Genomic DNA, 26679 nt, shown 5'->3' with positions numbered 1-26679 from the left:
CGTTCCGCCCCGCGGCGCCTCCGGCCGGACGGCACGGCACCCGGATGCACGAACCGCGCCGGACGGGGTAGCCGGGTTCTCCCGGCGGCCGTACCCGCGGCCCGCGGACGCGACGAGGGAGAGACCCCGTGAATGCCACACTCGAAGACGGCGGCTCCTCGCAGGGCATCCGGAGCACCGACCCCGCGATCACGGCCGCCGTGCACATGCCGATCTTCGAGAAGCACTTCGCCCCGGACCTCCCGCTGGTCGACGCCGACTGCGGCAACGGGGCCCAGACGGTCTTCCTGGCCGGGCGCTTCCACCCGTGCGTCGGAATCGACCGCTCGGCCGCCGTCCTGGAGCGAGCCCGGACGGCGGTGGGGGAGGGGGCCGGCGGGCGCTCCGCGCCCGACTTCCGGCAGCTCGACGCCGCCGACCCCGCCGCGATGCGGCGGCTGCACGGTGAACTCGGCGACGCCAACGTCTACCTGCGCGGCGTCCTGCGGCGCAGCGGACCCGCCGGCCGCGCCCGTGTCGCCGAGTCCGTCGCGGCGCTGGTGGGGGAGCGCGGCCGCGCCTTCGTGGTGGAGGCCGCGCCCGAGGCCGAAGCGGCCCTGGCCCAGGGGGCGGGCGCCACCCACCCCACCGAGCTGCCCGGCTCCCTCGACACCCCCGGCCTCCTCGATCTGCCGCACACGCAGGGCGCCCCGCGGACCCCCGGGCGGGAACCGGCCGCATCCGCCGAACCGGCCGAACCGGCCGAACCGGCCGAACTCACGGAACAGGCCGCGCCGTTCACCGCGGCCGGACTACGGGTGCTCGCCGGGGGCTCGCTGCCGCTGTCCACGACCGGCTTCGAACCGGACGGCTCACGCCTGGACCTGCCGTCGAACTGGCTGGTGGTGGGCCGGGGCGACCGACGCCGGACTGGCGCCGAAGGCGTGGACCGGTGACACCGGCCCGGCACTCCCCCCTGGTCTTTGACGCCGCCCGGGCTGGGCGTAACGTGGCCTTCCATGACGAAGATCCTGATCAGCGCCGACATGGAGGGCGCCACGGGGGTGACCTGGCCCGCCGACGTCCTGCCCGGGACCCCGCAGTGGGAACGCTGCCGCCCGATGTTCACCTCCGACGTGAACGCGGCGATCGCCGGCCTCCTCGACGGCGGCGCGGACGAGGTGCTGGTCAACGAGGCGCACTGGACGATGCGCAACCTGCTGCTGGAGAAGCTGGACGACCGCGCCCAGATGCTCACCGGCCGCCACAAGTCGCTCAGCATGGTCGAGGGCGTCCAGCACGGCGACGTCGACGGCATCGCCTTCGTCGGCTACCACACCGGCGCCGGAGCCGAGGGCGTCCTGGCCCACACCTACCTCGCCAACTCCCTCACCGGCGTGTGGCTGGACGGCGAGCGGGCCAGCGAGGGCCGCCTGAACGCCGCGGTGGTGGCCGAGTACGGCGTCCCCGTCGTCCTGGTCACCGGCGACGACCGCACCTGCGACGACGCCCGCGGCTACGCCCCCGCCGCGCGCGGCGTCGCCGTCAAGGACTACGTCTCCCGCTACGCCGCCGTCTGCCGCACCCCCGCCCGCACCGCCGCCGACATCCGCGCGGCGGCGAAGGAGGCGGCCGCGCTGGCGGTGCGCCACGAGCCCACCGGCCCCCGGCCGCACACCGTCGAGATCGAGTTCGACGCCGAGCACCTGGCCGGCGCGGCCACCGTCGTGCCCGGCGTGGAGCAGACGGGTGAGCGCCGGGTGGCGTACACATCGCCGTCCATGTACGAGGGGATCCGCACCTTCAAGGCGGTCACCACCGTCGTCTCTGCCGCAGTGGAGGAGCAGTATGGCTGAGCGCATCGACAACCGGGCACTCGACGAGGCGGTCGCCTTCACCTCCGAGCTGATCCGCATCGACTCCGTCAACCTCGGCAACGGCGACGGCACCGAGCGCAAGGCCGCCGAGTACGTCGCCGGGAAGCTGTCCGACGCCGGGATCGAGCCGGTGGTGCTGGAGAAGGTCCGCGGCCGCACCAACGTCGTCGCCCGCATCGAGGGCACCGACTCCTCCGCCGACGCGCTGCTCGTCCACGGCCACCTGGACGTGGTGCCCGCCGAGCCCGCCGACTGGACCGTCCACCCCTTCTCCGGCGAGATCCGCGACGGCGTGGTCTGGGGCCGGGGCGCGGTCGACATGAAGAACGCCGACGCGATGGTCCTCGCCGTCGCCCGCGCCTGGGCCAGGGCCGGGGTGCGCCCCCGCCGCGACATCGTCCTCGCCTTCACCGCCGACGAGGAGGACACCGGCCAGTACGGCGCCGACTTCCTCGCCCGCGAGCACCCGGAGCTGTTCGAGGGCTGCACCGAGGGCATAAGCGAGTCCGGCGCCTACACCTTCCACGCCGGCGGCGGCCTGCAGCTCTACCCGATCGCGGCGGGCGAGCGCGGCACGGCCTGGATGGAGCTGACCGCCAACGGCCGGGCCGGGCACGGCTCCAAGGTCAACCGCGCCAACGCGGTGAGCCGGCTGGCCGCCGCGGTGCACCGCATCGGCGAGCACGACTGGCCGGTGCGGCTGTCGAAGACGGTGCGCGCCGCCCTCACCGAGCTGTCCCGCATCCACGGGCTGGACGCCCCGGACTTCGACGCCCCCGACTTCGACGTGGACGCCCTGCTGGCCAAGCTGGGCCCGTCCGCCAAGCTGGTCGAGGCCACCGTGCGCAACAGCACCAACCCCACCGGACTCAAGGCCGGTTACAAGATCAACGTCATCCCCGGCACCGCCGAGGCGCATGTGGACGGGCGGATGCTCCCCGGCACCGAGGAGGAGTTCACCGCCACCATGGACGAGCTCACCGGCCCGGACGTGGACTGGCAGTTCTACCACCGCGGCCCGGCCCTCCAGGCGCCGGTCGACTCGCGCACCTTCGCCGTGCTGCGCGAGTCCCTGGAGCACTTCGACCCCGACGCCCACGTCATCCCGTTCTGCATGACCGGTGGCACCGACGCCAAGCAGTTCGCGGAACTGGGCATCACGGGCTACGGCTTCACCCCGCTGAGGCTGCCCGAGGGGCTGAACTACCAGGCGATGTTCCACGGCGTCGACGAGCGCGTCCCCGTGGACGCCCTCCACTTCGGCGTCCAGGTCATGGACCGCGCCCTGTTCGCCCTCTGAGCCCCGGTACGGCCGGGGCGGCCCCGAGCCGCCCCGGCCGTACCCCGCCGCACCCCTTTTCCGAGGAACCCGCCGAGCCCGCGAGGAGCCGCGCACGATGACGTACGCCACCGCCCCGTACGGCACCTGGGAGTCGCCGATCGACGCCCGCCTGGTCGCCGCGCACGACGGCCACCCCGAGTACGCGGGCACCGTGGGCGCGGAGGTGTGGTGGACCGAGCCCCGCCCCGCCGAGGGCGGGCGGCGGGCGCTGATGAGGCTGCGCCCGGACGGGTCCGGCCCCGCCGAGTCGGTGCTGCCCGAGCCGTGGAACGTCCGCAGCCGGGTGATCGAGTACGGCGGGCGCCCCTGGGCCGGGGCAGCGCGCGAGGCGGGCGGACCGCTGATCGTCTTCGTCCACCACGCCGACCAGCGGATGTACGCCTTCGAACCGGACGCCCCCGGCGCCGAGCCGCGCCCCCTCACCCCCGTCTCGGCTCTCGGCGAGGGCCTGCGCTGGGCCGATCCGGTGGTGCCGGCCGGCCGGGACGAGGTGTGGTGCGTGCTTGAGGAGTTCACCGGCGAGCGGCCCACCGACGTACGCCGGGTGATCGCGGCCGTCCCCCTGGACGGCTCCGCGGCCTTTGACCGCTCCCGGGTCCGCGAACTGACCGGCGACACCGACCGGTTCACCACCGGCCCCCGCCTCTCCCCGGACGGCGGACGGGCGGCGTGGCTGGTGTGGGACCACCCCCGGATGCCCTGGGACGGCACGGTCGTCCGCCTCGCCGACGTCACCGCCGAGGGCACCTTCGCCGGCGTCCGCGCCGTCGCCGGCGGTGAACGGGAGTCGGTGGCGCAGGCCGGCTGGGCGGCGGACGGCTCGCTGCTGTACACCGGCGACGCGAGCGGCTGGTGGAACCTGTACCGCCTGGACGTGGACGCCGCCGGCGCCGCCGATGGACCCACTCCCCTGTGCCCGCGCGAGGAGGAGTTCGGCGGGCCGCTGTGGAAGATCGGCCACCAGTGGTTCCAGCCGCTGGAGGACGGCACGGTCGCCGTCCTGCACGGCCGCGGCTCCCTGCGCCTGGGCATCCTGGAACCGGCCACCGGCGAACTGGCCGACGTCCCCGGCCCGTGGACGGAGTGGGCTCCGGCCCTGGCCGCCGCGGGCACCCGCGTCATCGGCGTCGCCGCGAGCCCGCGCGGCGCGTACGAGGTCGTGGAGCTGGACACCCGCACCGGTCACACCCTGGTCGTCGGCTCCGCCCACACCGACCTGGTCGACCCGGCGTACTACCCCGACCCCGCCGAGCGCGTCTTCCGCGGACCGGACGGCCGCGAGATCCACGCCCACCTTCACCCCCCGCGCCATCCCGCCGCCGCGGCCCCCGAGGGCGAGCTGCCGCCGTACGTGGTGTGGGCCCACGGCGGGCCCACCGGACGGGCGCCCCTCGTACTGGACCTGGAGATCGCCTACTTCACCTCGCGCGGCATCGGCGTGGTGGAGGTGAACTACGGCGGCTCGGCGGGCTACGGCCGCGCCTACCGCGAGCGGCTGCGGGAGAGCTGGGGCGTGGCCGACGTCGAGGACTGCGCCACCGTCGCCCGCGCCCTGGCCGCCGAGGGCACCGCCGACCCCGCCCGGCTCGCCATACGCGGCGGCAGTGCGGGCGGCTGGACCACCGCCGTCTCCCTCACCTCGCCGCTGACCGAGGGCCTGTACGCCTGCGGGACCATCAGCTACCCCATCCTCGACCTGGCCGGCTGGGCGACCGGCGAGACGCACGACTTCGAGTCGCAGTACCTGGTCTCCCTCGTCGGCCGCGCCGAGGAGCACCCCGAGCGCTACCGCGACCGCTCGCCCGTCCACCACGCCGACCGCGTCACCGCCCCCTTCCTGCTGCTCCAGGGCCTGGACGACGTGATCTGCCCGCCCGCCCAGTGCGACCGCTTCCTGGCCGAGGTCGCCGGCCGCGGAGTGCCGCACGCCTACCTCGCCTTCGAGGGCGAGAGCCACGGATTCCGCAGGGCGCAGACCATCATCCGGGCCGTGGAGGCCGAACTCTCCCTGTACGCACAGGTCTTCGGCTTCGACCGACCGGACGTCCCCAGGCTGGAGCTGACCACGTGACACCTCCCTCACCACCGAGCCCCACCCCCACCCTCACCCGGCCCGGGCGGCTGCGCCCCGGCGACCGGGTGGCGATCGTGGCGCCCAGCGGCCCGGTGGAGCGCGAGCGGCTGGACGCCGGGGTGGACGTGCTGCGCGGCTGGGACCTGGACCCGCTGGTCATGCCGCACGTCCTGGACGTCCACCCGCGCCTGGACCACCTGGCCGGCACCGACGCCGACCGCGCCCGCGACCTGACCGAGGCCTGGTGCGACCCGTCCGTCACCGCCGTCCTCGCCGCCCGCGGCGGCTACGGCGTCCAGCGGATGGTGGACCTGGCCGACTGGGACGCGATGCGCGCGGCCGGCCCCAAACCCTTCGTCGGCTACAGCGACCTGACCGTGCTGCACGAGGCGTTCGCGGCCCGGCTGGGCCTGGCCACCCTGCACGGCCCGATGCCCGCCACCGTCTCCTTCCTCAAGGACGGCCCCACCCAGGAGCATCTGCGCGCCACCCTCCTCGCCCCGGAGACGGTCACCGCGATCACCTCCCCGACCGCCCGCACGCTGCTGCCCGGCCGGGCGTCCGGCACCACCTACGGCGGCTGCCTGTCGCTGCTGGCCGGCCAGACCGGCGTCCCCGGGCGGGACCGCGCCCGCCCGGACGGCGGCATCCTGCTGCTGGAGGACGTCGGCGAGCCGCCGTACCGCCTCGACGGCTACCTCACCCACCTGCTGCGCTCCGGCGAACTGGACGGAGTGGCGGGCGTGGTGCTCGGCTCCTGGCACGACTGCGGCCCGTACGAGAAGGTCCGCGAGGTGCTGCTGGACCGACTCGCCCCGCTGGGGGTGCCGGTGGTGGAGGAGATGGGGTTCGGACACGGCCCGGCGACCCTGACCCTGCCGCTGGGGGTCCGTGCCACCCTGGACGCCGACACCTGCACGCTCACGTTCGACGAGCCCGCCCTGCTCTGAGCGGCGCCCGCTCCCGCCGGGCCGCGGCTCACAGCCCCGCCCGCTCGGGAAGCTACAGCCCCGCCAGATCCGCCAGGGTGCGCACCTGGGCCATCATCGCCGTGCCCGCCTCCAGGTCGCCGCCCTCGGCCACGGCCCACAGCGCCGACTCCACGCGGCGGGCCACCGCCCACGCCATCAGCCGTCCCGTGTCCTCGCCGAGCGCGCCGGCCACCAGCGAGCACCGCGCGGCGACCACGCCGCGCGGGGCGGGCTGCCCGAAGGCGTAGCCGATCTGCTCGATCAGCGGCCAGGGGTCGTACAGCGGATCGCCGGTCATCGGCTTGGCGTCGACCGCCAGCCAGGGTCGCCGCCCGGCGGCCAGGACGTTGCCGGGGTTGAGGTCGCCGTGCACCACCACCTCGCGGGCGGCCGTCCCCGGCAGCTCGCGCAGCAGCCGTACCCCCAGCGCCACCAGGGCCGGATCGAAGCCGGGAGGCCGCAGCCGCGCCATCCGTCCCTCGGCCAGATCCGCCCACCCGGCGGTCACCTCCGCCACCGTCTCCAGCCCCGCGTCCGGCGGAACGGGCGCGCTCCACAGTTCGCGCAGCACCTCCGCCCCGGCCAGCAGCCGCTCCTCGGCAGGCGGTTCCGCGGCCCGGCCCAGCTCGGTGCCCGGCGTACAGCGCTCCAGCAGCAGCGCGTACCGCCCGGCGTCGTGCTCGTACAGCCGCACCGCGCCCCGCCCGTCCCACAGCCGCAGGGCCTCGCCCTCCCCGGCCGCCTCCCGGTGCGGCCAGCTCACCTTGAGCACCGCCTCCGAGCCGTCCGCGCGCCTGATCGGCGCCACCCACGAGACGCTGCCCCCGGTGAACGGCTCGCCGCGCACCAGCTCCCACCGCTCGGTCAACTCACCGATCAGAGCGGGCAGTCGGACCAGCCACTCGGGCCCTCCCGGGTAGCCGGAGACGGTCCTCACCACGGGCAGGCCGGGCGGCACCGGATCCGCGGACGTCATGGGGGCGAGCATAGGCGGGCCGCCGCCCCCCCGCCGCCGAACGCGACGTCCGAATGCCGCCGGACCCCCGGACCGCACCGCGCCAGGATCGAGCCATGTCCACGAAAACGACCGAGACGACCGGCATGAACGACACAGCGGACATGAACGACCTGTACGGCAGGGCGGCGCTGGTGACCGGCGGCAGCCGCGGCATCGGCGAGGCCGTGGCGCTCCGGCTCGCCCGGGACGGCGCCGACGTGGCGCTGACCCACCGGGACTCCGAGGAGAGCGCGCGGCGGGTGGCCGAGAAGATCAAGGCGATGGGCCGCCGGGCCCTGGCGGTGCGCGCCGACAGCGCCGACCCGGAGGCCGTACGCGCCGCCGTCGATGCGGCCGCGGCGGAGTTCGGGCGGCTCGACATCCTGGTGAACAACGCCGGGATCGGCCTGGTCGCACCGATCGGCGAGATCGCTGCCGAGGACGTCGACCGGACGCTGTACGTCAACGTCCGCGCCCCCTTCCTGGCCTGCCAGGCCGCCCTCGCCCACATGGGGGAGGGCGGGCGGATCATCACTGTAGGAAGCTGCGTGGCCGAGCGCGTCGCCTTCCCCGGCGCCTCCCTCTACGCCACCGGCAAGGCCGCGCTGACCGGCCTGACCAAGGCGCTGGCCCGGGAGCTCGGCCCGCGCGGCATCACGGCCAACCTCGTCCACCCGGGCCCGGTCGACACCGGGATGAACCCCGCCGACGGGCCGGGCGCGGACTACCAGAGCGGACTGACGGCCCTGGGGCGCTACGGGAAGCCCGAGGAGATCGCGGCGACGGTGGCGCATCTGGCCGGCGCCCAGGGCCGGTACATCACCGGCGCCTCCATCGCCGTGGACGGCGGTCTCACCGCCTGAACCTGGCGGCGGACGGCAGGGGGTCGGGGCGGTGACGAGGCCGCCCGACCCCCGGCCTCCCCGAGCACACCGTCCGCCACGCGCCCGGCGGCACGCGCTGAAAACCCCGTGCGGACCGTGAGCCCCGCGTGCCAGGATCGGCCCATGACCGCTCCCGAGCCCTGGATGATCGACGAGCTCGCCCACGCGGGTCCCGAGCATCTGGACCCGGCCTTCGTGGCGGGCTTCGACCGCAAGCAGGGGCACCCCGACCCGGCGCCGGACGTCGGCGCGCTGCGCCGCCACGGCGTGGGGCCGGGTGCCACCGTGGTGGATCTGGGCGCCGGAACCGGGCGGTTCGCGCTGGCGGCGGCCCGTGAGTTCACCCGGGTGGTGGCCGTGGACGTCTCGCCCGCGATGCTGGAGCACCTGCGGGCGCGGGCCGGGCAGGAGAGTGCGGCGAACCTGGAGTGCGTCCGGGCCGGTTTCCTCACCTACGAGCACACCGGGCAGCCCGCCGACGCCGTGCACACCCGGCACGCCCTCCACCAACTGCCGGACTTCTACAAGGCCCTGGCGCTGGACCGCATCGCCCGCGTGCTGCGGCCCGGCGGTGTGCTCCGGCTGCGCGACCTCGTCCTCGACTTCCGGCCGCACGAGGCCGGGGAGGTCCTGGAGGAGTGGATGGCGGGCGCGGCCGCCGACCCCGCGCTCGGCTACACCCGACAGGACTACGCCGAGCACCTGCGCACCGAGTACAGCACCTTCCGCTGGCTGCTGGAGCCGATGCTGGAGACAGCCGGGTTCGAGATAGTGGAGGTGGAGTACGAAGGGCGCCTCTTCGGCGCCTACACCTGCGTCAGGCGCCCCTGACGGGCGGCGCGACACCCAAGGAGGCGGGTTGAAGCTGCACCTGTTGCGCGTGTCCGAGCACGCGGCCGGCGTAACCGACGGCGCGGTGCTGTCGGAGGAGGAGCGCGCCCGCTGCGCGGCGTTCGTCCGGGAGGCCGACCGCGACCGCTACCGCGTCGCCCACACGGCCCTGCGCCTGGAACTGGCCGCGGTCCTGGGCACCGAGCCCGCCGCCGTCCCCCTCACCCGCGAGCCGTGCCCGCTGTGCGGCGGGCCGCACGGCCGCCCGGCCGTACCCGGCAATCCGGTCCACTTCTCGCTGTCGCACGCCGGCGACGTGGTGCTGATCGCCCTCGACGACGCGCCCGTCGGGGCCGACGTGGAGGCGTATCCCACGGCCGCCACCGTCGCGGAGACCGTCTCAGCCCTCCACCCGCGCGAGCGCGCCGAGATCGGCGGGCTGGCGCCGGTCGATCGCCCGGCCGCCTTCGCCCGCTGCTGGACGCGGAAGGAGGCGTACCTCAAGGGCACCGGCACCGGCCTGGGCGAGAGTCCGGACACCACCTACGTCGGCAGTCTGGCGACCCCCGCCGCGGTCCCCGGCTGGGAGCTCACCGACGTGGCCGCGCCCGAGGGCTACGCGGCGGCCGTGGCGGTCGCCGTCGCACGTACGGGGGAGGGGAGCGTTCCGTAGGGGCGGCCCGGCGGGCGGGCGGCGGCCCTCGCACCCATGGTGGTGGCATGAGCACACACAGGAGAACGGGCGACGGTGGCGCGCGCGGCTTTCTGACCCCGGGCAGGGTGCTGGTCCTGCTGCTGCTGGCCGCCACCCTGGTCTTCGTCTTCCAGAACACCGAGCAGACCGAGATCAGGCTGCTGGTCCCCATCGTGACCATGCCTCTGTGGGTGGCGCTGCTGATCCCCGGTGTGATCGGGCTGCTGTCCGGGATGTACCTGGTGCGGCGCAGATAGCGGGGCCGGGGGCACACGGCGGACGGCGCGGTGCCGCCGTTCGCGCGCCTGTGGGGCGGGCGGGGGAATGATCTTCCCGGACGGGGAAGTTGTGCGGGGTATGAAGGCAATCGCTCTGAACGAGTATGGCGGACCCGACGATCTGACCCTCACCGAGCTCCCCGACCCCAAGCTGGGGCCCGACGCGGTCCTGGTGCGGGTGAAGGCGGCCGGGGTGAACCCGGTGGACTGGAAGGTCGGGGCGGGCTACCTAGACCCGGTCCTCGACGCCCACTTCCCGCTGGTGCCCGGCTGGGACGTGGCGGGCGTGGTGGAGAGCACCGGCCCGGACGCGAAGGAGTTCGCCCCCGGTGATGAGGTGATCGGGTACGTCCGCAAGGACTGGGCGCAGAACGGCACCTACGCCGAGCTGGTCGCCGCGCCCGTGCGCACCCTGGCACGCAAGCCCGCCGCGCTGAGCTGGCAGCAGGCGGCGGGGCTGCCGCTGGCCGGGCTCACCGCGTACCAGTCGCTGAGGCGGCTGGGCGTGGGCGAGGGAGAGACGGTACTGGTCCACGCCGCGGCCGGCGGCGTCGGCTCGCTGGCGGTGCAGATCGCGGCCGCGTGGGGCGCGCGGGTCATCGGCACCGCCAGCGAGCGCAACCACGACTTCCTGCGGGAGCTGGGCGCCGAGCCGGTCACCTACGGCGAGGGGCTGGCCGACCGGGTGCGCGGGCTGGCGCCCGATGGTGTGGACGCGGCCTTCGACTTCGTCGGCGGCGAGTCGATCGAGGTGTCGCAGCAGGTGCTCAGGGACTCCTCGCGGGTGCTGTCGGTCGTGGACGCCGAGGTGATGGCCAAGGGCGGCCACTACCTGTTCGTGAGGCCCGACCCGGCCGACCTCGCCGCCCTGGCGGACCTGGCCGACGCCGGGAGGCTGACGGTCGGCGTCGACCGGGCGGTGCCGCTGGCCGAGGCCGCCGAGGCGTGGCGGCTGAGCCAGTCCGGGCGGACCAGGGGGAAGGTCGTCATCGACGTCTCCTGACGCGACTTCCCGGCGCGGGGCCCGCCTTCCGGCGGCCCCGCGCCGGTCGCCCCGCCGGTCGCCCCGCCGGTCGCCCCGCCGGTCGCCCCGCCGGTCCGCCCCCCGCGCCCGCCTACCGGCGGGCTGTCTCCCGCGCCCGCCTACCGGCGGTCGACGTATTCGAAGACCGAGCCGTCGGGGTGGCGGGCCACCATGTTCCGGCCGATGGGGGTGGACTGCGGGCCGGCGATGATCTCGGCACCGACGGCCCGCAGATCGGCCGCCGCCTCCTCCACGTCCCGCACCGCCAGCGTGGCGGCGACCTTGCTGAGGACCTCCATCGGCCCGGGCGGGCCGCTCATCAGCAGAAAGGGGCCGACGGCGGCCGCCGAGACGGGGCCCTGTGTGAACCGCATGGCCTCGGCGCCGGTGAGCCGCTCGTACACGCCCGCCGCCGCGTCCAGGTCGTCGACACACACGCGCAGCGCAGTACCCAGAATCTCCATACGGAGGAGCCTAGTTGGGGGCGCGTACGGTGTCAGGCGCGCCCCGCCGCCCCGGTGCGGGCCCGCCTCGGAGCCACTTCACCGGGGCCGGGCCGCGCCCGTCCCGTCTCAGGCCCGGCACAGGATCTGCCCGTGCGGCACCGAGAACCAGCCGTCGGGCCGTCCGCCCCACTCGCGCCAGGCGGCGGCGATCCGCTCCAGCTCCGCCCGGTCCGCGTGCCCGCCCTCGACGGCGAGGCGGGCGTAGGCGGAGCCGGTGGTGCGTTCCGCCCACAGGCCGCTCCACCAGGCGCGGTCCGCCTCCGTGGCGAAGCACCAGACGTCCGCGTCCGCGGTGACGTCGGTGAAGCCGGCCTCGCGGGCCCAGGACAGCAGCCGGCGGCCCGCGGAGTTGGCGGCGGTGCGCCACCGGTGGGAGCGCAGGACGGACTCGTGGTGGCCGTGGGTGTACACGGCGTTCGGTCTCGGCATGCGCGCACCGTATCGCGCTGTCTTGCCATGCGAGCAAGATAATTCCATTATGTGGACAGCAGCGGAGTGTGCCGCCGGCCGGGCCGGTGGTGCCGGTGCGTCAGGACGGGGCCGAACCGCCCGTCGCCCCCTCGGCCGGCGGCCCGCCGTAGGGCCAGCGCAGCAGCGCGCCGAGCCCGCCCACAGGCAGCCCCTCCGGAGTGCCGGGCTCCTCCGCGAGCGGCCCCACGGAGATCACCTCGGCCCCGGTGGCCACCGCCGACCGCAGCAGCGCGTCGTCCGCGCGGGCGCTGACGGGACGGGTCTCGCCCAGGTACTGCAGGTCGGTGCGGCGCACCGACACCTGGTCGGGCCCGTCGCCCACCCACACCTCGCGGTGCAGGTCAGGGCCGTCGGGACGGACCAGCAGGGCGGAGATGCGGTGCTCCCTGGCGGCGTCCACCAGCGCGGGCACCCCTTCGGCGGCGCCCACCCTGCCGTCGTCGGTCGGCACCCGCCTGGCCTGGAACCGCTCCATGACATCGGCGGCGTGGCGGTGCACATAGGAGGCGCGGGCCTCCTCCACCTCCTTCTCCAGCTTCTCCTCGCCGGCCGCCGCGTTGCGGCCCGGGGCGCGCACCCCGTGCTCGGCGATGACGGCCACCCCCCGGAAGTCGGGGGCCAGCCGGTCGTGCACGGCGTGACACTCACGGGTGTCGCCGGCCAGGACCAGCACCTGTGCGCCGGTCTCGGCCTGCTGGGCCTTCAGACCCTCCGCGATGAGGGCGGCGTTGTGCTCCCAGGTGTTCTCCACCGAGTTCTGGAACCGGCGCTCGGACCAGTCGGCGTTCGGGGTGCGGTGCACCGGCCACTCCTCGCCCTGGATCTGGCCGGCCTCGCGCCTGCCGAAGGGACCCCGCAGCTCCAGGTCCGCGCCGGTGCGGTCGATGCGGGCCAGCAGGCAGGTGGGGGCGGTGTCCATCAGTTCCAGCAGCGGCGTGGTGTGCGGCAGCGGCCCCCAGGTCGCGTGCGGGCCGCCGCTCGGCGCCCGGGCCAGCGCGGGATCGAGCACCACCTCGCCCGCGGTGGCGAACAGCGCCCGCCCCGGCGAGGCCGAACTGCGCGGCAGCGCCAGGAGGGCGTCGTACACCGCCTTGCGGGTGCGTTCGTCCGCTCCCTGGCTCTTCAGCAGGTCGTGGACCTCGCGGGCGGCGAGTTCGCGGCGGGCCGCCGCGTCCTCGGTCAGCCACGAGGTGTCGAAGTAGACCGAGGCCCAGGGGCCGGGGCGGTCGAAGACAGGGTTCAGGAATCCGAGTTCCACGGGCTCTCCCTCCTTGTGGTGGGCGGGTTTCCGGGTACCCGGACCGGTGCAAAAGACACGGAGCGACGCCGGAGAGCACCGACTGAGGAGGCGACCGGACCATGGGCATGGGAGTGGACCCGGAGAAGCTGTCCGAGACCGCGCTGATCGAGGAGCTGGAATCCCTGCACCGGACCCGCCACGACACCCTGCTGCACGGCTCGTCGGACGCGCTGGCCGCGCACACCCGGCGCACCGCCGAACTGGAGGGCGAGTACCTGCGGCGCCACCCCGACCGGGCCGTCTCGGCGGGCCGCACGAGGGAGGGCGCCCGGGCGCGCACCGAATGAGGTGAGGGCGCGGCGTGGGAGCGGGCGGCCGCGGTGGTGGCGGCGTGGTGGTGGCGTTGCGACGGCCGGGTGAGCGGGTGTTTGCCCCCGGAAGGCGGGGGCACCCGGACCGCGGCCGAGCGAGCGGCCCTGTGGGGGAGTGAGAAGGCTCCGGGCACGGAGGTCAGGGACCGTGCCCGGAGCCGCTCCCGGACCCGGGTACCGCCCTGTTCAGGGCGGTACCCGCGGCTGCCCGCGGGACTGTCGGGGGCACAACACCGGCCCGGGGCGCGCGGCGCACGGGGAGGGAGCACACGAGCACGGCGGACGCGAGGGCGGGGCGGGAGGGCGGAATCCGAGAGGGGCGAACCCGAAAACCAGGTGCGCCTCCTCTCGTCCGTCGGGGAGGGTGGGCCCATGAGCGATGCGCACACCGGCCCCGAGACCACTCTGGCGCCGGACGACACGGTGACCGTGGTCCTGCACAAGTCCCATGGCCGACAGGTCCATTACCCGGCGACCGTGGAGCGCGACGACGGCGTCCACGCCGTCGTGCGGGCGCCCTGGGCCGGCCCGCCGGTACGGGACTTCGGCTTCGTGCGCTTCGAGAGCGGCGACGTGTTCACCGAGCACTACTGGCGCGACCGCTGGTTCTCGGTCAAGGAGGTGCGCGGCCCGGACGGCGGCCTCAAGGGCTGGTACTGCGACGTCACCCGTCCCGCCGCCGTCGCACCGGGCACGCTGACCACCTGGGACCTGGAGCTGGACCTGTGGGTGTCGCCCGACCGGTCCGCCGTGCTGCGCCTGGATGAGGACGAGTTCGCCGAGAGCGGGCTGCCCGAGAGCGAACCGGAGACGGCCGCCAGGGCCCGCCGCGCACTGGACGAGCTCGAACGGCTCGCCCGGGAGGGCGGTTTCGGCTCCCTGCTGAGCTGACCTTGGCTCCGGGGCTCCGGGGACCCCGGACGCGGGCACGGGACCGGCGCGGGGCAGGCGAAGGGGGTGCGGAGAGCCGCACCCTCTCCGCACCCCCGTCCATGGGCCCCGGCCGCCGCCGGGCCGCCCGGCGGCCGGTTCAGTCCTTCAGCCGGGGCAGGACGTCACTGCGGTAGAAGTCGAAGAAACCCCTCAGGTCGGGGCCGATCTGGTTGACGTGCACCACGTCGAACCCGGCATCGGCGAACCCCCGCAGGGCGCTCGCGTGCTCCTCGGGGTCGTCGCCGCACGGCAGCCCGGAGCCGGCCACCACCTCCTCGGTCACCAGCCGCGAGGCCTGCTCGAAGTGTGCCGGGGTGGGCAGGACCTGCCCCAGCTCGCCGGGCAGGAACATGTTGGGCCAGCGGCGGTGGACGGTGCGCACGGTCTCGTCGCGGTCGGTGCCGTAGCAGACCTTCGTCCCGGCGAAGGCCGGCCCCTGCCCGGAGCCGCGGCCCCCGCCGCTGCGGCGGAAGCGCTCCAGCCCCTCCACGTCGGGCATGGTGGTGATGAACCCGTCGCCCACCCGCCCGGCCAGTTCGATGGCGGCCGGGCCGAAGCCGGAGACGTCGATCGGCACCGGCCGGCCGGGCACGTCGTACAGCCGGGCGTTCTCCACGGTGTAGTGCCTGCCGTGGTGGCTGACCTCCTCGCCGGTCAGCAGGCGCCGGATGACGCCGATGGCCTCCTCCAGCATCTCCATCCGCACCGACGCCTGGGGCCAGGGGCCGCCCAGGATGTGCTCGTTGAGCGCCTCGCCGGTGCCCACGCCCAGCCGGAAGCGCCCCTCCAGCATCACCGCGCAGGTGGCGGCGGCCTGGGCGACCACCGCGGGGTGGACGCGCACGGTCGGGCAGGTGACCGCCGTCTGGACGGGCAGCGAGGTCGCCTGCGAGATCGCGCCGATGACGGACCACACGAACGGACTGTGCCCCTGGACGCCGTTCCACGGGTGGTAGTGGTCGGAGATCCACAAGGAGGTGAAACCCGCCTGCTCGGCCATCCGGGCCTGCTCCACCAGCTCGTTCGGTCCGTGGTCCTCACAGGCCAGGAAGTAGCCGTACTCGGTCATCGACGCAGTCCTCCACAGGTCCGGCGGTGCGGGCACCGGGTAACCGGGTGCCGGTGTGAAAAACATCGTTTGAAGGGGTGGGCCCCGGGCATCCGAACCCTCGTGCTTCGGACCGCAGGCACATCCGCGGGAGCGGTGACATTCCCCGCCCCGGGTGTTTCGGCCCCGGTCCCCCTGTGCCCGGTCCCGCGGTAACCCCCACAGAGCCACAGTCCACAGTTCGGGAGAGACCGCACATGACCCCCGTACGAGCACGAGCAAAGCACGCGCGGCACCCGCACGACGACGCCCCCGACACCACCGCCGAGTTCCAGCGCATCGCCGAGCTTCCGGACGGCCCGGAGCGCGAGGAGCTGCGGCAGCGGGTCGTGCGGGCCTGGATGCCGATGGCCGAGCGCCTCGCCCGGCACTTCCGCAACCGCGGCGAGTCCCTGGAGGACCTGGAGCAGGTGGCCGCCCTCGGCCTGGTGAAGGCCGTCACCCGCTACGACCCGGCGCGCGGCAGCGCGTTCGAGAGCTTCGCGGTGCCGACCATCGTCGGCGAGATCAAGCGGCACTTCCGCGACCACATGTGGGGTCTGCACGTGCCGCGGCGGGTGCAGGAGCTGCGCAACCGCGTACGCGCCTCCAGCCGCCAGCTCAGCCACTCCCTCGACGGCCGTACCCCCGGAGTCAAGGAGATAGCGGAACACAGCGGGCTGACGGAGGAGGAGGTGCGCATCGGCTCCGAGGCCCTGGAGAGCTACAGCACCCTCTCCCTGGACGCCGAGCTGCCCGGCGCCGACGACGGCTACGCGCTGGTGGACACCCTCGGCAGCGCCGAGCCCGGCTTCGACCTCGTCGTCTACCGCGAGTCGCTCAAGCCCCGGCTGCGCAATCTGCCCGAGCGCGAGCGCAAGATCCTCTACCTGCGCTTCTTCTGCGACATGACCCAGAGCCGGATCGCCGAGCAGCTCGGTATCTCCCAGATGCACGTCTCCCGGCTGATCAGCCGCACCTGCAACCGCCTGCACGCCGAGGTCGAGGCGGATCTGGAGCGTGAGCAGGCCGCCCCGGAGGGGGAGCGGGAGCGCGAACGCGTCTACGCGGGCTCCCGGGCCGCCTGACGCGCCGCCGGCGGGTGGAGCGGGATGCCGGCGGCGCGCCCCCGCCCCGCGCACCCGCCGCGCCCCCTGCCCCGCCGCGCCCGCGCAGCCGCGCGGGCGCGGCACACGCGCGCCCGGCGTCCCGTTCCACCGGCCGGACCGGCCGGTGGAACGGGACGCCGGGCGCCTCACAGCCCGCGCAGAGCGAGGGCGACATGCCGTGCGATCCGCTCCACGGCGCCGGCCTCCGCCAGCCCGAAGGCCCGCCGGCCGCCGGTGCGCAGCAGCGTCAGCGCGCCGAGCACCGGGCCCCCCGCGCCGTCGGACAGCGGCACGCACAGCAGCGAGCCGGCCTCGGCCCGCACCAGGACGGGGGTCCCGGCGGCGTCCCGGCCCAGGAGCCCGGGGTCCTCGGGCCGCACCCGCAGCGTCGTGCCGCCGTGCCGCACCGCGTCCACCACCGGCGGCCAGGAGGACGGGTCCTGCGCGGCGACCGCGTCGCGCAGCCGCCCGGCCGGGGCCAGGACGGCGGCCCGGCGCAGCGCGCCGCCGGGCACGGCGGCGTCGACGACCACCCAGTCGGCGAACCGGCCGTAGAGCGCCTCCGCCACCCGCTGCGGCACCTCCTTGGGGGAGTCGGCCCCGAGCAGCGCCGTCGTCGTCCCGTCCAGCAGATCCATCAGCTCGGCGCCGCGGGCGGCCTCGGACGGGTCGGGGCGCGACTCCCCGCGCTCCACCGCCGCGGCCGGCCCGGCGGGGCCGGTTCCGGCGGGCGCGCCGGGCACGGTCGGCTGGAGGACGGCCAGGACGATCGCGCCCGGTTCGTGCGGGGGGTGCAGCGCCGTCAGGGTGGCCCGCAGCGCGGTGCCGCCCTGCCGGGACGGACCCGGCAGACGGACGGTCAGGCCGCGGTCGCCCTCGCCGCGGGCGACGGCCGCCACCTGGGAGCGGAAGGCCGCCCGGGAGCCGTGGGCCAGGGAACCGGTCAGTGCGCGCCCGGTGGCGTATCCGGCCCGTACTCCCAGCACCTGCCCGGCGGCGGGGTTGCAGCGCCGTACCACCGTGTCCCGGTCCAGCAGGGCCACCGCCACAGGCAGCCGCTGGAACAGGGTGCGCAGCAGCCGGTGCTCGTGGTGCTCCTCCGGGCCGCCGCGGTGCCGTCCGGCGGCCAGCTCCTCGTAGCGCGGCCACAGCACCTCGGCCGCGTGCCGGAGCTCCAGGAGCGCGGCCTCCAGGGCGGGGAGCCGGTCGGCCTCCGGCAGGGCAGGTGCCGATCGCAGTTCCTCCACCCGTCGGCGGAAGTCCGCCAGCTCGGTTCCGAACTCCTCCGCCTGCGCCATGTCCTCAACGTAACCCGCGGGCAGCCGGAGGTCCTGTCGGCTGCACAGAAAAAATATTACTCATCACTCTTTGTTGGGATGATGGTGGTGGGAGGGTTCGCGCGGGTGTGGTCCCCGGGCGGCCCGTGCCCGCCCGGGGCGGCTCGGCGCACCGGCCGTTTCCCGGCCGCCGTGCGGGGCAGCCGATCCCACGCGACCGGACGTCGGGGGCCGGCCCGAACCGGCCGGAGAACAGGGAAAGGACCGGACAGCGCCATGCCGGACCGATGCGACGCGATGCCGTTCGAGTCCGCTCCGACCCGGCCGGGACCGGAGCCGGAGCCGGTGCTCGACGCCGCCTCCCCCGCCCGGAGCCTCGCCCGGCTGGCCGAGCAGGTCGTCCGCTCCACCCCGGGCTGCTGCGGCGCCACCGCCACCGCCCACACCGGCGGCGATCCGGCCGAGGGCACCACCGCCGTCACCCATCCGGACCTGTCCGAGCTCATCGCCGTCCAGTGGGAGGACGGGGACGGCCCCGTGCCGCAGGCCCTGCGCACCGGACGCCCCGCCGGCTCCGAGGACCTGCTGCTGGACGACCGCTGGCCCGGCTACCGCGCCAGGGCGCTGGAGACGGGGCTGCGCTCCGGCGCCGCCCTGCCGTACCGCCGGGACGGCCTGACCCTCACCGTCACCGTCCACGGCTTCCGGCCCCGCCCGCTGGAGGAGACCGTCCGCTGCCCGGCGGCGCTCCTGGGCGACCTGGCCGCCACCGGGCTCGCCCGCGACCTCCGCCACCGCGCGGCGCTGGCGGAGGCGGAGCAGCTCAGGGGCGCGCTGCGCAGCAGACCCGTCGTGGACCAGGCGTGCGGGATCGTGATGCACGTGCTCGGCTGCGACGCGCAGGAGGCGTTCGCCCTGCTGCGCGGGATCTCGCAGCACACCAACCGCAAGCTCTCCGACCTGGCCGGCGCCCTGGTGCGCACCCGGGGCCACGGCATGGAGCAGGAACTCCGGCGCTTCTCGGAGCTGTCCCGGCGGCCCTGAAGGCCCGGAGGGAGGACCGGAGGCAACGGCGGAACCAGACAGGGCGGCCGACGGGCCGCCCCCGGACACGGCGGAGACACGGAATGCAGCAGACCCGGCCCGGCGGCCCCACCCCCACCCCCGCGGCCGTGACCGCGCCGGACCGGTACGGCGTTCACGGCGCCGTGGCCGAGGCGGCCTGCGGCTACTGGGGGCGGCGCGGCCTGCCCACCGAGCCCGGACAGGTGGTGGCGGCCCCCACCGCGCCCCTGCTCCTGCTGGCGCTGCTCGCGGCGGCCGAGCCCGGACACGCGCCCGGACGCGGACACGGACGCGAGCGCGGGCAGGGGGAGGCCGGTCCGGACAGCGGCGGGGTGGTGCTGCCCAGGCCGGGCCCGGCCTGGCACGCCGACCAGGCGCGGCTGCTCGGCCGACCGCTGCACCCCGTGCCCGTACCGGCCGAGTGCGGCGGGGTGCCCGACCCCTTCGCGCTGCTGGAGACCGTGGGCCGGGCCCGCGCGGCCGGCGGCGACCCGCGGGTGCTGCTGCTGTCCGTGGCCGACGGACTGACCGGGACGGCCGCGCCGCCCGAACTGCTGCACGAGGTGTGCGAGGCGGCCGTCCAGGAGGACCTGCTGATCATCAGCGACGAGAGCTGGCGCGACACCTCCCACGACCCCCGCGACACGGTGATCGTCAGCCCCGCCGAGATCCTGCACCGGTCGGCCCGCCTCACCGGCGCGGGCACCCACGCCGACGCCCTCCACGGCCACGCCCGCACCGCCGTGAACGGCGGCGGCGAGAGCGGCGACGAGGGCGGCGACCACGACTGCGTCGTGGTCCTCGTCGACCTCGGCGCCGACCCGGAGCACGCCCTCGGCCCGGGCACCGCCGTGGGCGTGGCCCGCCTGCCGGCCACCGCGCGCGGACGGGAACTGGGCGAGCGCACCCGCGCCGTCCTGACCGCCCTGCACGCCCGCCCCCGCGGCCGCGACGCCGGCGCCGCCGCCGAGGCGCTGGGCGAGGCGGAGCCGCTGCGCGCACACCGCGCCGCCGGAAACCGGGCCCGCGCCGCCCGCGCCGCCGAACTCCACCGCGTTCTGACCGGGGCCGGCGCGGTCTGCCGCCCGCCGCACGCCGGACGTCACATCTACCCCGACTTCGAGGCGCTGCGCCCCGCGCTGGCCGCCCGCGGCATCGAGGACGCCCCCCGGCTGGAGGCGGAACTGGTGCGCGGGCTCGGCCCGTACGCACTGGGGGGCCACCGCTTCGGCGACGATCCGCACGCCCTGCGGGTGCGCCTGTCGACCGACGTGCCGCCGGAGCGGCTGGAAGAGGTACTGCGGGGCCCGGCGGCCGCGCGCCCGGCGGCCCCCCGCCCCGTGACACCACCGGACGCAGCACCGGACGCAGATGGGAGCCCCGCATGACCGAGCGGACGGACAAGCCCGCACAGGCCGTTCTCGACGCCCCCGCCGCCGGCTCCCCCCGGCGGCCCCCCGCCCTGTCCGAGCCGCGCCCGCTGGGCGAGCGGCGCACCTGGCCGGCCACCTTCGCCGACCGGCTCACCGAGCCCCTGCCCGGTCTGCGCTCCCTGTCCCGCATAGCACGGGAGGGCAGCACGCGCCCCGATCCCGCGACACTGCGCGAGGTCCCCCTGCTGCCCTGCGAACCGGCCCCCCTGCCGCCGGTCGACGCCGCCACCGCCGCCGTCACCTGGGCCGGGCACGCCAGCTGGGTGGTGCGCATCGGCGGCCTCACCGTCCTGACCGACCCCGTCTGGTCCCGCCGGATCCTGGGCACCCCGGCGCGGGTCACCCCGGTCGGGGTCCCCTGGGAGGACCTGCCGCCCGTCGACGCCGTGGTGATCTCCCACAACCACTACGACCACCTCGACGCCCCCACCCTCAGGCGGCTGCCGCGCGACACCCCGCTGTTCGTCCCCGCCGGGCTCGGCGCCTGGTGCCGCAGGCGCCGCTTCGCCCGCGTCACCGAACTGGACTGGTGGGAGGCGGCCGAACTGCCCTCCCCGGGCGGCGGCACCGTCCGCTTCGACTTCGTCCCCGCCCACCACTGGTCCCGGCGCACCCTCACCGACACCTGCCGCTCGCTGTGGGGCGGCTGGGTGCTCACCGACCGCCACGGGCAGCGGATCCACTTCGCCGGCGACACCGGGTACGGCCACTGGTTCGCCGAGATCGGCCACCGCCACCCCGGCATCGACCTCGCCCTGCTGCCGATCGGCGCCTACGCGCCGCGCCGGATGCTCCGCCCGGTGCACACCGACCCGGAGGAGGCCGTACGGGCCTGCCTGGACCTCGGCGCCCGCCGCATGGCCCCCATGCACTGGGCCACCTTCCTGCTCTCCGCCGAGCCGCCGCTGGAGCCGCTGAGCCGGGTACGGGCCGCCTGGGCCGCGGCCGGCCGGCCGCGCGAGGACCTGTGGGACCTGCCGGTCGGGGCCTCCAGGATCCTGGGACAGCCGAACCCGCATCCGCGTCCACGCCCGGATCCCGGCCCCCGGCCCCTCTAGCGCGGGACCCGCGCCGGGCGCAGCCGCCGCCACGCCGAGGGCGCCGCCCCGACCAGCAGCGTCAGGCCGACCGCCGCGGCCACGCCCTGCCACGGCTCGGGGAACAGCGACCCGCCCAGGATCCCGATCAGCTGGTAGGTCGCCGTCCACACCAGGCAGGCCGGTGCGGCACCGCGCACGAACCGCCGCACCGGCACCCGCGACAGCAGGCAGGCCACCATCACCGGGATCCGCCCGGCCGGCACCAGCCGGGAGAGGACCAGCACCGTCACACCGTGCTCGTCCAGCCTCCGCCGCGAGGCCTCCAGCCGTTCCGGCTCGGCCCGCTCGCGCATCCGCTCCAGCCAGCGCTCCCCGCTCCTGGAGTGACCGCCGCGCCGCCCGAGCCAGTACAGCAGCAGATCGCCCAGGAACGCCGCCAGCGACGCGACGGCGAACACCAGCAGCAGCGGGAGGGCCGGAGGACTGCGGTGGAAAGCCACCGCCGACGCCGCGCTGACCAGCGCCCCCGTCGGCACCACCGGCACCAGCGCGCCGAACGCGACCAGCAGGAACAGCGACGGATAGCCCACCGCGCCGGGCGCCACCTGACCCGGTATCTCCCGCACCGCGCCCAGCAGTGCCTCGATCACCCCGCTCCCTCCAGCCGTACGCTCTCACCGTGCCCCAGCCGGCGCACCGCCGCGGCGGGGGCCGAACGCGCCGCCAGCCGCACGAACTCGTCACCGGGGGAGTGGAACTCGTGCGGCCGGACCGCGTCCAGGCCGATCGGCCAGTACGTCCCGTAGTGCACCGGCACCGCCAGCGGCGCCCCCAGCCGGGCCAGCGCCTCGGCGGCCCGGCGCGCGTTCATGTGCCCGGCGCCCAGCTTCGGCCCCCAGCCGCCGACGGGCAGCAGCGCCGCGTCCACCGGGCCGACCGCCTCCGCCATGGAGTCGAACAGCCCCGTGTCACCGGCGAAGTACGTCCTGGAATCCCCCTCGACCACATAGCCCAGGGCGGGTGCCCGGTGCGGCCCGTACGGCAACCGCCGCCCGTCGTGGTCCGCGGGCACCGCGCGTACGGTCACGTCCCCGGCCCGCACCCGCTCGCCCACGTCGGTCTCCTCGATCCGCAGCCGCCCCGCCAGCCGCCGCAGCCCCGCCACCGAGACGAGCGCGCCGCGCGGCACCACCACCCGGGTGCCGGGCGCCAGCCGGGCCAGGGAGGGCAGATGCAGATGGTCGGCGTGCAGATGGGAGACCACCACCAGATCCACCCGCGCCGCCGACTCCGGCGGAGGCTGTCCGCGCCGCCTGCGCAAGTGGGCCAGCCGCCGGACGAACACCGGGTCGGTGAGCACCGTCACGCCGCGGTCGCGCACCGTCGTCGTGGCATGGCCCCACCACGTGATCTCCGCGGGCACCGGACCCTCCTTCCCTCCGCTCGCCCCTTTCCCGTACCGATCCTCTCATCACACCCCCGTGCTTCCGGGAGCCTTCGCGAAGAGACCGGACGCGCCCCCGGAATCGGGAGACGCTGTGGAAAAGTGGGACGTGCCGGACCGGGTACGGCGGTTTCCGGCGCGCGGGGAGCATGGACCTCCCCGGCGCGGAGAACGCGGACGGCAAGGGCCGGCCGAGGCCGGCGCCGGACCGGAGCGGGACCGGTCCCGGAGGAGGGAAAGGCGGACGGCGTGCGGATGGCGGCCTGGCGCAGGGCGGGCGGTGCGGTGCTGCGCGTCCTGGTGGTGTGGGCGGTGAGCACCCTCACCATGCTGGTGCTGGCCGGCGTGCTCCCCGACTTCCGGCTCCAGTCCGCCGACGGCGACAGCGCCACCAGCATCGGGATCACCGCCGCCCTCGGAGCCGGCGCCTTCGGCCTGCTCAGCGCACTGGTGTGGCCCGTGCTGGTCAGAGCCCTGCTGCTGGTGCCCGCCCTGGTGCTGGGCCTGCTGGTGTTCTTCCTCAACGGCTCGCTGCTGTGGCTGGCACTCGCCCTCCTGCCCGACTACCGGGGCGAGGCCGACCCGCAGACCGCCGTGGTCGTCGCCGCCGCGATGTCCGCCGCCTCCTCGGCGGCCAACACCTTCCTGGCCGTCCGCGACGACCGGGCCTACCGGCGGCGCCTTGCCCGGCTCGCCGACCGCCGCTGGCGCCGCTCCGGGCGCCGCCGGATGCCCGCCACCCCCGGCACCGTCTTCCTCCAGCTCGACGGGATCGGCCACGACGTACTGAGCGACGCGGCCGCGGCGCCCGCCGACGGCGAACCGCTGATGCCGAACATCGCCGCCATGCTCCGCGACACCCACCGGCTCGTCCCCTGGCACACCGACTGGTCCAGCCAGACCGGCGCCAGCCAGCTCGGCATCCTGCACGGCTCCAACGAGGACGTGCCCGCCTTCCGCTGGTACGAGAAGGAGACCGGCGAGGTGGTGATCAGCAACCGGCCCTCCAGCGCCGCCCGGCTCCAGCGCCGCGCCGCCGAGCACAGCGGCGAGCCCGGACTGCTCGCCCACGACGGCGCCAGCCGCGGCAACCTCTTCAGCGGCGGGGCCACCCAGGTGGCCCTGGTTCTCTCCGTCTCCGCCCGGCGCGGCCGGCACAACCGGTCGCGTGCCGGGTACTTCGCGTACTTCTCCGACCCGGCCAACGCCACCCGTACGGCCGCCTCCTTCACGGCCGAGGTCGTCCGCGAGATCGTCCAGTCCACCCGCGCCAGGCTGCGCGGGGACAGCCCGCGGGTGCCGCGCGGCGGGCTCTACCCGTTCATCCGGGCCTTCGCCACCGTCGTCCAGCGGGACGTGGTGGTCGCCTCCGTCCTCGGCGACATCCTCAGCGGGCGTACCGCCGTCTACGCCGACCTCGTCGCCTACGACGAGGTGGCCCACCACTCCGGGCCGCGTGGCCGCGACACCCACCAGGTGCTGCGGCGTCTGGACCGGTCCGTCGGCCTGATCGCCAAGGCCGCCGCCCAGGCCCCCCGGCCCTACCGCCTGGTGCTCCTGTCCGACCACGGGCAGAGCCCCGGCGAGACCTTCACCTCCCACTACGGGCTCACGCTGGAGGACCTGGTCCGCGCCGGATGCGGGCTGCCGGTCCCCCGGCGGGCCAGGTACACGGCCAGCGGCGCCGAGGCCCGCGCCGCCGCCCGCGCCGCCCTGCACCGGCCCGAGGACGGGCACGGCGCCGAACCTCACTGGCCCGCCCCCACCTCCGACCCGGTGGTGCTGGGCTCGGGCAACCTCGGGCTGGTCTCCTTCCCCGGCATCCAGGGGCGGGCCACCCGCGAGGAGATCGACCGCCGCCACCCCGCCCTGCTGCGCACCCTCGCCAACCACCCCGGCATCGGCTTCCTGCTGGTGGACACCGAGCGCCACGGACCGGTGGTGCTCGGCCCCAAGGAGAGCGAACACCGCCTGGACACCGGCGAGGTCACCGGCGAGGACCCCCTGAAGCCCTACGGCCCGCGCGCCGCCGCCCTGGTGCGGCGCACCGCGCGCTTCCCGCACGCCGCCGACGTCATGGTCAACTCGGCCATCGACCGGGCCACCGGCGCCGTCCACGCCTTCGAGCAGCAGATCGGCTCCCACGGCGGCCTGGGGGGCGAGCAGTCCCGGGCCTTCATCCTCTACCCGCGCCTGCTGTCCCCGCCGGACGCGGACGGCGAGCCGGTCGGCGCCGAGCAGGTCCACCGGGTGCTGCGCGGCTGGCTGCGCGAGGCGGAGGCCGCCCCGGCCGTGACCGCCCCCTTCGTCCCGGCCCGCGCGCCCCTGCGCTGATCCGTCCGGTCGGCCCGCCGCGGTTGGGCCCGTACGAGCGGGCCACTGGGTTAAAAAAGTGTGCCAAGCGTCTTGTTGCTTCGGAATGCCCGGCTCCGGCCGGTGCCCTCCGGCCGACTCCCGGACCGGACAGGGCGGCTATCCCAGCAGCTTCGGCAGCAGGGCCGCCGTCCCGGGGTCGGCCGGGACGAAGGTCTCCATCGCCAGCTCGGAGACGGTCACGTCCACGGGGGTGTTGAAGGTGGTGATGGTGGAGAAGAACGACAGGACGTGCCCTTGGTGCTCGATCACCAGCGGCAGGGCGAAGGGGCTCGCGGCCTCACGCCGTTCGGTGCCCTCCCCGGGCACCGGATGGGCGGCCACCTCCTCGTACAGCTCGCGCAGCGGCGCCGACCGCAGCAGCGCGAGCTGCCGCCGCATCTGCTCCAGCAGGTGCTCGCGCCACTGGGGGAAGTTGCGGATGCGCGGGGCCAGGCCTTCGGGGTGGAGGGTCAGGCGCATGGCGTTCAGCGGGGGGCGCAGGAGGTGTGCGGCCACGCCCTCCAGCAGGGCGGCGATACCGCGGTTGGCGGCCACCACCTCGTACCGGCCGTCGACCACCAGGGCGGGGAAGGGCTCGTACGCCGTCAGCATCCGCTCCAGGCCTTCGCGCAGGGCGGCCAGTGAGGGGTCGTCCACGGGGGTCTCGGGGTAGTGCGGGGCGTGTCCGGCGGTCAGCAGCAGCGCGTTGCGCTCGCGTACGGGGACGTCGAGGTGCTCGGCCAGCCGGAGCACCATCTCAGGGCTGGGGCGGGTGCGCCCGGTCTCGACGAAGCTGATGTGCCTGGCGGAGGAGTCGGCACGCAGGGCCAGTTCGAGCTGGCTGAGTCCGGCGCGCTCCCGCCAGTGCCGCAGCAGGAGCCCCACTCCGTTCGCCGGTCTGCTCGTCCCCGTGCCCGTGTCGGCCGCAGCGGATCCCATGCCGCGACCCTAGGCTGGGAGGGTCGTCCACGGGAAGTGAGATTTCGTGCCATGGCACCCCGACAGCTGACCTCGCAGGAGATCGAAGCCGCGCTGGCGGAGCTGCCCGGCTGGGAGTTCGCCGAGGACCGGCTCGGGAGGACGTACTCCTTCGCCGGGCACTTCCCGGCCGCGGCGATGGTGCTCCATGTCGCGCAGATCCAGGAGGAGATGAACCACCACGCGGATCTGCTGCTGGGCTATGACGCGGTGGGTGTGTCGGTGAACACCCACAGCGTGGGCGGGAAGGTGACGGAGCTGGACGTGGGTCTGGCGCGGCGGATCGAGGGGATCGCCCCCGCGCACGGCGCGCGCCCGTAGCCCGTACCCGCTGCGTGTACGGCGGAAGCCGCCGCCCGGCCGGCCGGGCGGCGGCTTCCGTTCGTGCTGCGGCGGTGGGTCACCGCTTGAGGGTCAGC

The 26679-nt window shown here is 75.6% G+C and carries 26 protein-coding genes and 1 pseudogene; 18 read left to right on the top strand and 9 right to left on the bottom strand.

What is annotated here, in order from left to right; genetic code table 11:
* Nucleotides 1-128 precede the first annotated feature (128 nt).
* The 5 genes from IQ279_RS18470 (at nucleotide 129) to IQ279_RS18450 (ending at nucleotide 6222) form a co-directional block, all read left to right on the top strand.
* Nucleotides 129-935 (top strand): class I SAM-dependent methyltransferase, encoded by an 807-nt coding sequence (locus tag IQ279_RS18470; protein ID WP_307792420.1) that lies wholly within the window; start codon nucleotides 129-131, stop codon nucleotides 933-935.
* A 63-nt stretch (nucleotides 936-998) separates the two neighbouring features.
* Nucleotides 999-1835 (top strand): M55 family metallopeptidase, encoded by an 837-nt coding sequence (locus IQ279_RS18465; protein ID WP_206349713.1) that lies wholly within the window; start codon nucleotides 999-1001, stop codon nucleotides 1833-1835.
* Entirely contained in the window at nucleotides 1828-3156 is a 1329-nt protein-coding gene (locus IQ279_RS18460; protein ID WP_206349711.1) for a M20/M25/M40 family metallo-hydrolase, read from the top strand. The genes IQ279_RS18465 and IQ279_RS18460 overlap by 8 nt, the downstream gene beginning before the upstream one ends.
* 97 nt (nucleotides 3157-3253) lie before the next feature.
* A complete protein-coding gene (locus IQ279_RS18455; protein ID WP_206349709.1) occupies nucleotides 3254-5269 on the top strand; it encodes a S9 family peptidase in 2016 nt (671 codons plus the stop codon).
* On the top strand, nucleotides 5266-6222 hold the full coding sequence (locus IQ279_RS18450; RefSeq protein WP_206349707.1) for a S66 peptidase family protein: 957 nt from the start codon (nucleotides 5266-5268) through the stop codon (nucleotides 6220-6222). Before IQ279_RS18455 ends, IQ279_RS18450 begins: the two co-directional genes overlap by 4 nt.
* 52 nt (nucleotides 6223-6274) lie before the next feature.
* Here IQ279_RS18450 and IQ279_RS18445 read toward each other — a convergent pair whose 3' ends face one another.
* Nucleotides 6275-7219, bottom strand: a complete 945-nt coding sequence (locus tag IQ279_RS18445; protein ID WP_206349705.1) for an aminoglycoside phosphotransferase family protein — start codon at nucleotides 7217-7219, stop codon at nucleotides 6275-6277.
* Between the two features lie 95 nt (nucleotides 7220-7314).
* Between IQ279_RS18445 and IQ279_RS18440 the strand changes: the two genes are divergently transcribed.
* From IQ279_RS18440 to IQ279_RS18420, 5 genes are all read left to right on the top strand, one after another.
* On the top strand, nucleotides 7315-8103 hold the full coding sequence (locus tag IQ279_RS18440) for an SDR family NAD(P)-dependent oxidoreductase (protein WP_241028348.1): 789 nt from the start codon (nucleotides 7315-7317) through the stop codon (nucleotides 8101-8103).
* A 144-nt stretch (nucleotides 8104-8247) separates the two neighbouring features.
* Complete coding sequence (locus tag IQ279_RS18435) at nucleotides 8248-8955, top strand: class I SAM-dependent methyltransferase (RefSeq protein ID WP_206349703.1); 708 nt, start codon at nucleotides 8248-8250, stop codon at nucleotides 8953-8955.
* 28 nt (nucleotides 8956-8983) lie between these two features.
* Nucleotides 8984-9628 (top strand): 4'-phosphopantetheinyl transferase family protein, encoded by a 645-nt coding sequence (locus tag IQ279_RS18430; protein ID WP_241028347.1) that lies wholly within the window; start codon nucleotides 8984-8986, stop codon nucleotides 9626-9628.
* A 47-nt stretch (nucleotides 9629-9675) separates the two neighbouring features.
* Nucleotides 9676-9906, top strand: a complete 231-nt coding sequence (locus IQ279_RS18425) for a LapA family protein (protein WP_101254413.1) — start codon at nucleotides 9676-9678, stop codon at nucleotides 9904-9906.
* 100 nt (nucleotides 9907-10006) lie between these two features.
* The gene (locus IQ279_RS18420; RefSeq protein ID WP_206349701.1) at nucleotides 10007-10930 is read left to right on the top strand and encodes an NADP-dependent oxidoreductase; all 924 of its coding nucleotides are present in this window, start codon (nucleotides 10007-10009) and stop codon (nucleotides 10928-10930) included.
* A 140-nt stretch (nucleotides 10931-11070) separates the two neighbouring features.
* Here IQ279_RS18420 and IQ279_RS18415 read toward each other — a convergent pair whose 3' ends face one another.
* The 3 genes and pseudogenes from IQ279_RS18415 to IQ279_RS18405 form a co-directional block, all read right to left on the bottom strand.
* Complete coding sequence (locus IQ279_RS18415; protein WP_206349699.1) at nucleotides 11071-11415, bottom strand: VOC family protein; 345 nt, start codon at nucleotides 11413-11415, stop codon at nucleotides 11071-11073.
* 108 nt (nucleotides 11416-11523) lie between these two features.
* A pseudogene (locus IQ279_RS18410) lies at nucleotides 11524-11802 on the bottom strand (SAM-dependent methyltransferase); the annotation flags it as partial.
* 184 nt (nucleotides 11803-11986) lie between these two features.
* Nucleotides 11987-13186, bottom strand: a complete 1200-nt coding sequence (locus IQ279_RS18405) for a baeRF2 domain-containing protein (RefSeq protein WP_206349695.1) — start codon at nucleotides 13184-13186, stop codon at nucleotides 11987-11989.
* A gap of 101 nt (nucleotides 13187-13287) precedes the next feature.
* Between IQ279_RS18405 and IQ279_RS18400 the strand changes: the two genes are divergently transcribed.
* Together IQ279_RS18400 and IQ279_RS18395 are read left to right on the top strand one after the other, a co-directional pair.
* Nucleotides 13288-13515: a DUF6158 family protein gene (locus tag IQ279_RS18400; RefSeq protein ID WP_206349693.1), complete on the top strand. Its 228-nt coding sequence runs from the start codon at nucleotides 13288-13290 to the stop codon at nucleotides 13513-13515.
* A gap of 396 nt (nucleotides 13516-13911) precedes the next feature.
* Nucleotides 13912-14430: a ribonuclease FAU-1 family protein gene (locus tag IQ279_RS18395; RefSeq protein ID WP_206349691.1), complete on the top strand. Its 519-nt coding sequence runs from the start codon at nucleotides 13912-13914 to the stop codon at nucleotides 14428-14430.
* 139 nt (nucleotides 14431-14569) lie between these two features.
* Here IQ279_RS18395 and IQ279_RS18390 read toward each other — a convergent pair whose 3' ends face one another.
* Nucleotides 14570-15541, bottom strand: a complete 972-nt coding sequence (locus tag IQ279_RS18390) for a TIGR03557 family F420-dependent LLM class oxidoreductase (RefSeq protein WP_206349689.1) — start codon at nucleotides 15539-15541, stop codon at nucleotides 14570-14572.
* Nucleotides 15542-15777: 236 nt separating this feature from the next.
* Here IQ279_RS18390 and IQ279_RS18385 point away from each other — a divergent pair, with 236 nt between their 5' ends.
* Complete coding sequence (locus IQ279_RS18385) at nucleotides 15778-16647, top strand: SigB/SigF/SigG family RNA polymerase sigma factor (protein WP_206349687.1); 870 nt, start codon at nucleotides 15778-15780, stop codon at nucleotides 16645-16647.
* Between the two features lie 167 nt (nucleotides 16648-16814).
* On the opposite strand, the gene IQ279_RS18380 is transcribed toward IQ279_RS18385, so the two are convergent.
* Nucleotides 16815-17966 (bottom strand): PAS domain-containing protein, encoded by a 1152-nt coding sequence (locus tag IQ279_RS18380; protein WP_206349685.1) that lies wholly within the window; start codon nucleotides 17964-17966, stop codon nucleotides 16815-16817.
* A gap of 255 nt (nucleotides 17967-18221) precedes the next feature.
* Here IQ279_RS18380 and IQ279_RS18375 point away from each other — a divergent pair, with 255 nt between their 5' ends.
* From IQ279_RS18375 to IQ279_RS18365, 3 genes are all read left to right on the top strand, one after another.
* A complete protein-coding gene (locus tag IQ279_RS18375) occupies nucleotides 18222-18989 on the top strand; it encodes an ANTAR domain-containing response regulator (protein WP_241028346.1) in 768 nt (255 codons plus the stop codon).
* 83 nt (nucleotides 18990-19072) lie between these two features.
* Complete coding sequence (locus IQ279_RS18370; protein ID WP_206349683.1) at nucleotides 19073-20398, top strand: pyridoxal phosphate-dependent aminotransferase family protein; 1326 nt, start codon at nucleotides 19073-19075, stop codon at nucleotides 20396-20398.
* Nucleotides 20395-21501, top strand: coding sequence for an MBL fold metallo-hydrolase (locus tag IQ279_RS18365; protein ID WP_206349681.1), 1107 nt, complete (start codon nucleotides 20395-20397; stop codon nucleotides 21499-21501). The genes IQ279_RS18370 and IQ279_RS18365 overlap by 4 nt, the downstream gene beginning before the upstream one ends.
* Here the strand turns inward: IQ279_RS18365 and IQ279_RS18360 are convergent.
* Both IQ279_RS18360 and IQ279_RS18355 read right to left on the bottom strand, forming a co-directional pair.
* Nucleotides 21498-22133: a DedA family protein gene (locus tag IQ279_RS18360; RefSeq protein ID WP_206349679.1), complete on the bottom strand. Its 636-nt coding sequence runs from the start codon at nucleotides 22131-22133 to the stop codon at nucleotides 21498-21500. The genes IQ279_RS18365 and IQ279_RS18360 overlap by 4 nt on opposite strands.
* Nucleotides 22130-22906, bottom strand: a complete 777-nt coding sequence (locus IQ279_RS18355; RefSeq protein WP_206349677.1) for an MBL fold metallo-hydrolase — start codon at nucleotides 22904-22906, stop codon at nucleotides 22130-22132. The genes IQ279_RS18360 and IQ279_RS18355 overlap by 4 nt, the downstream gene beginning before the upstream one ends.
* Nucleotides 22907-23182: 276 nt before the next feature.
* Between IQ279_RS18355 and IQ279_RS18350 the strand changes: the two genes are divergently transcribed.
* Complete coding sequence (locus tag IQ279_RS18350; protein ID WP_206349865.1) at nucleotides 23183-25261, top strand: phage holin family protein; 2079 nt, start codon at nucleotides 23183-23185, stop codon at nucleotides 25259-25261.
* Nucleotides 25262-25399: 138 nt separating this feature from the next.
* Here the strand turns inward: IQ279_RS18350 and IQ279_RS18345 are convergent, their stop codons facing one another.
* Nucleotides 25400-26221 (bottom strand): helix-turn-helix domain-containing protein, encoded by an 822-nt coding sequence (locus IQ279_RS18345; protein ID WP_206349675.1) that lies wholly within the window; start codon nucleotides 26219-26221, stop codon nucleotides 25400-25402.
* A 51-nt stretch (nucleotides 26222-26272) separates the two neighbouring features.
* Between IQ279_RS18345 and IQ279_RS18340 the strand changes: the two genes are divergently transcribed.
* A complete protein-coding gene (locus IQ279_RS18340) occupies nucleotides 26273-26581 on the top strand; it encodes a 4a-hydroxytetrahydrobiopterin dehydratase (RefSeq protein WP_206349673.1) in 309 nt (102 codons plus the stop codon).
* Nucleotides 26582-26679 lie beyond the last annotated feature (98 nt).

It is taken from the genome of Streptomyces verrucosisporus (genome assembly GCF_017114865.1).
GTDB classification, from domain to species: domain Bacteria; phylum Actinomycetota; class Actinomycetes; order Streptomycetales; family Streptomycetaceae; genus Streptomyces; species Streptomyces fenghuangensis.
The sequence above is the reverse complement of the archived record's forward strand: the minus strand, read 5'-3'. Positions and strand labels throughout refer to the sequence as shown.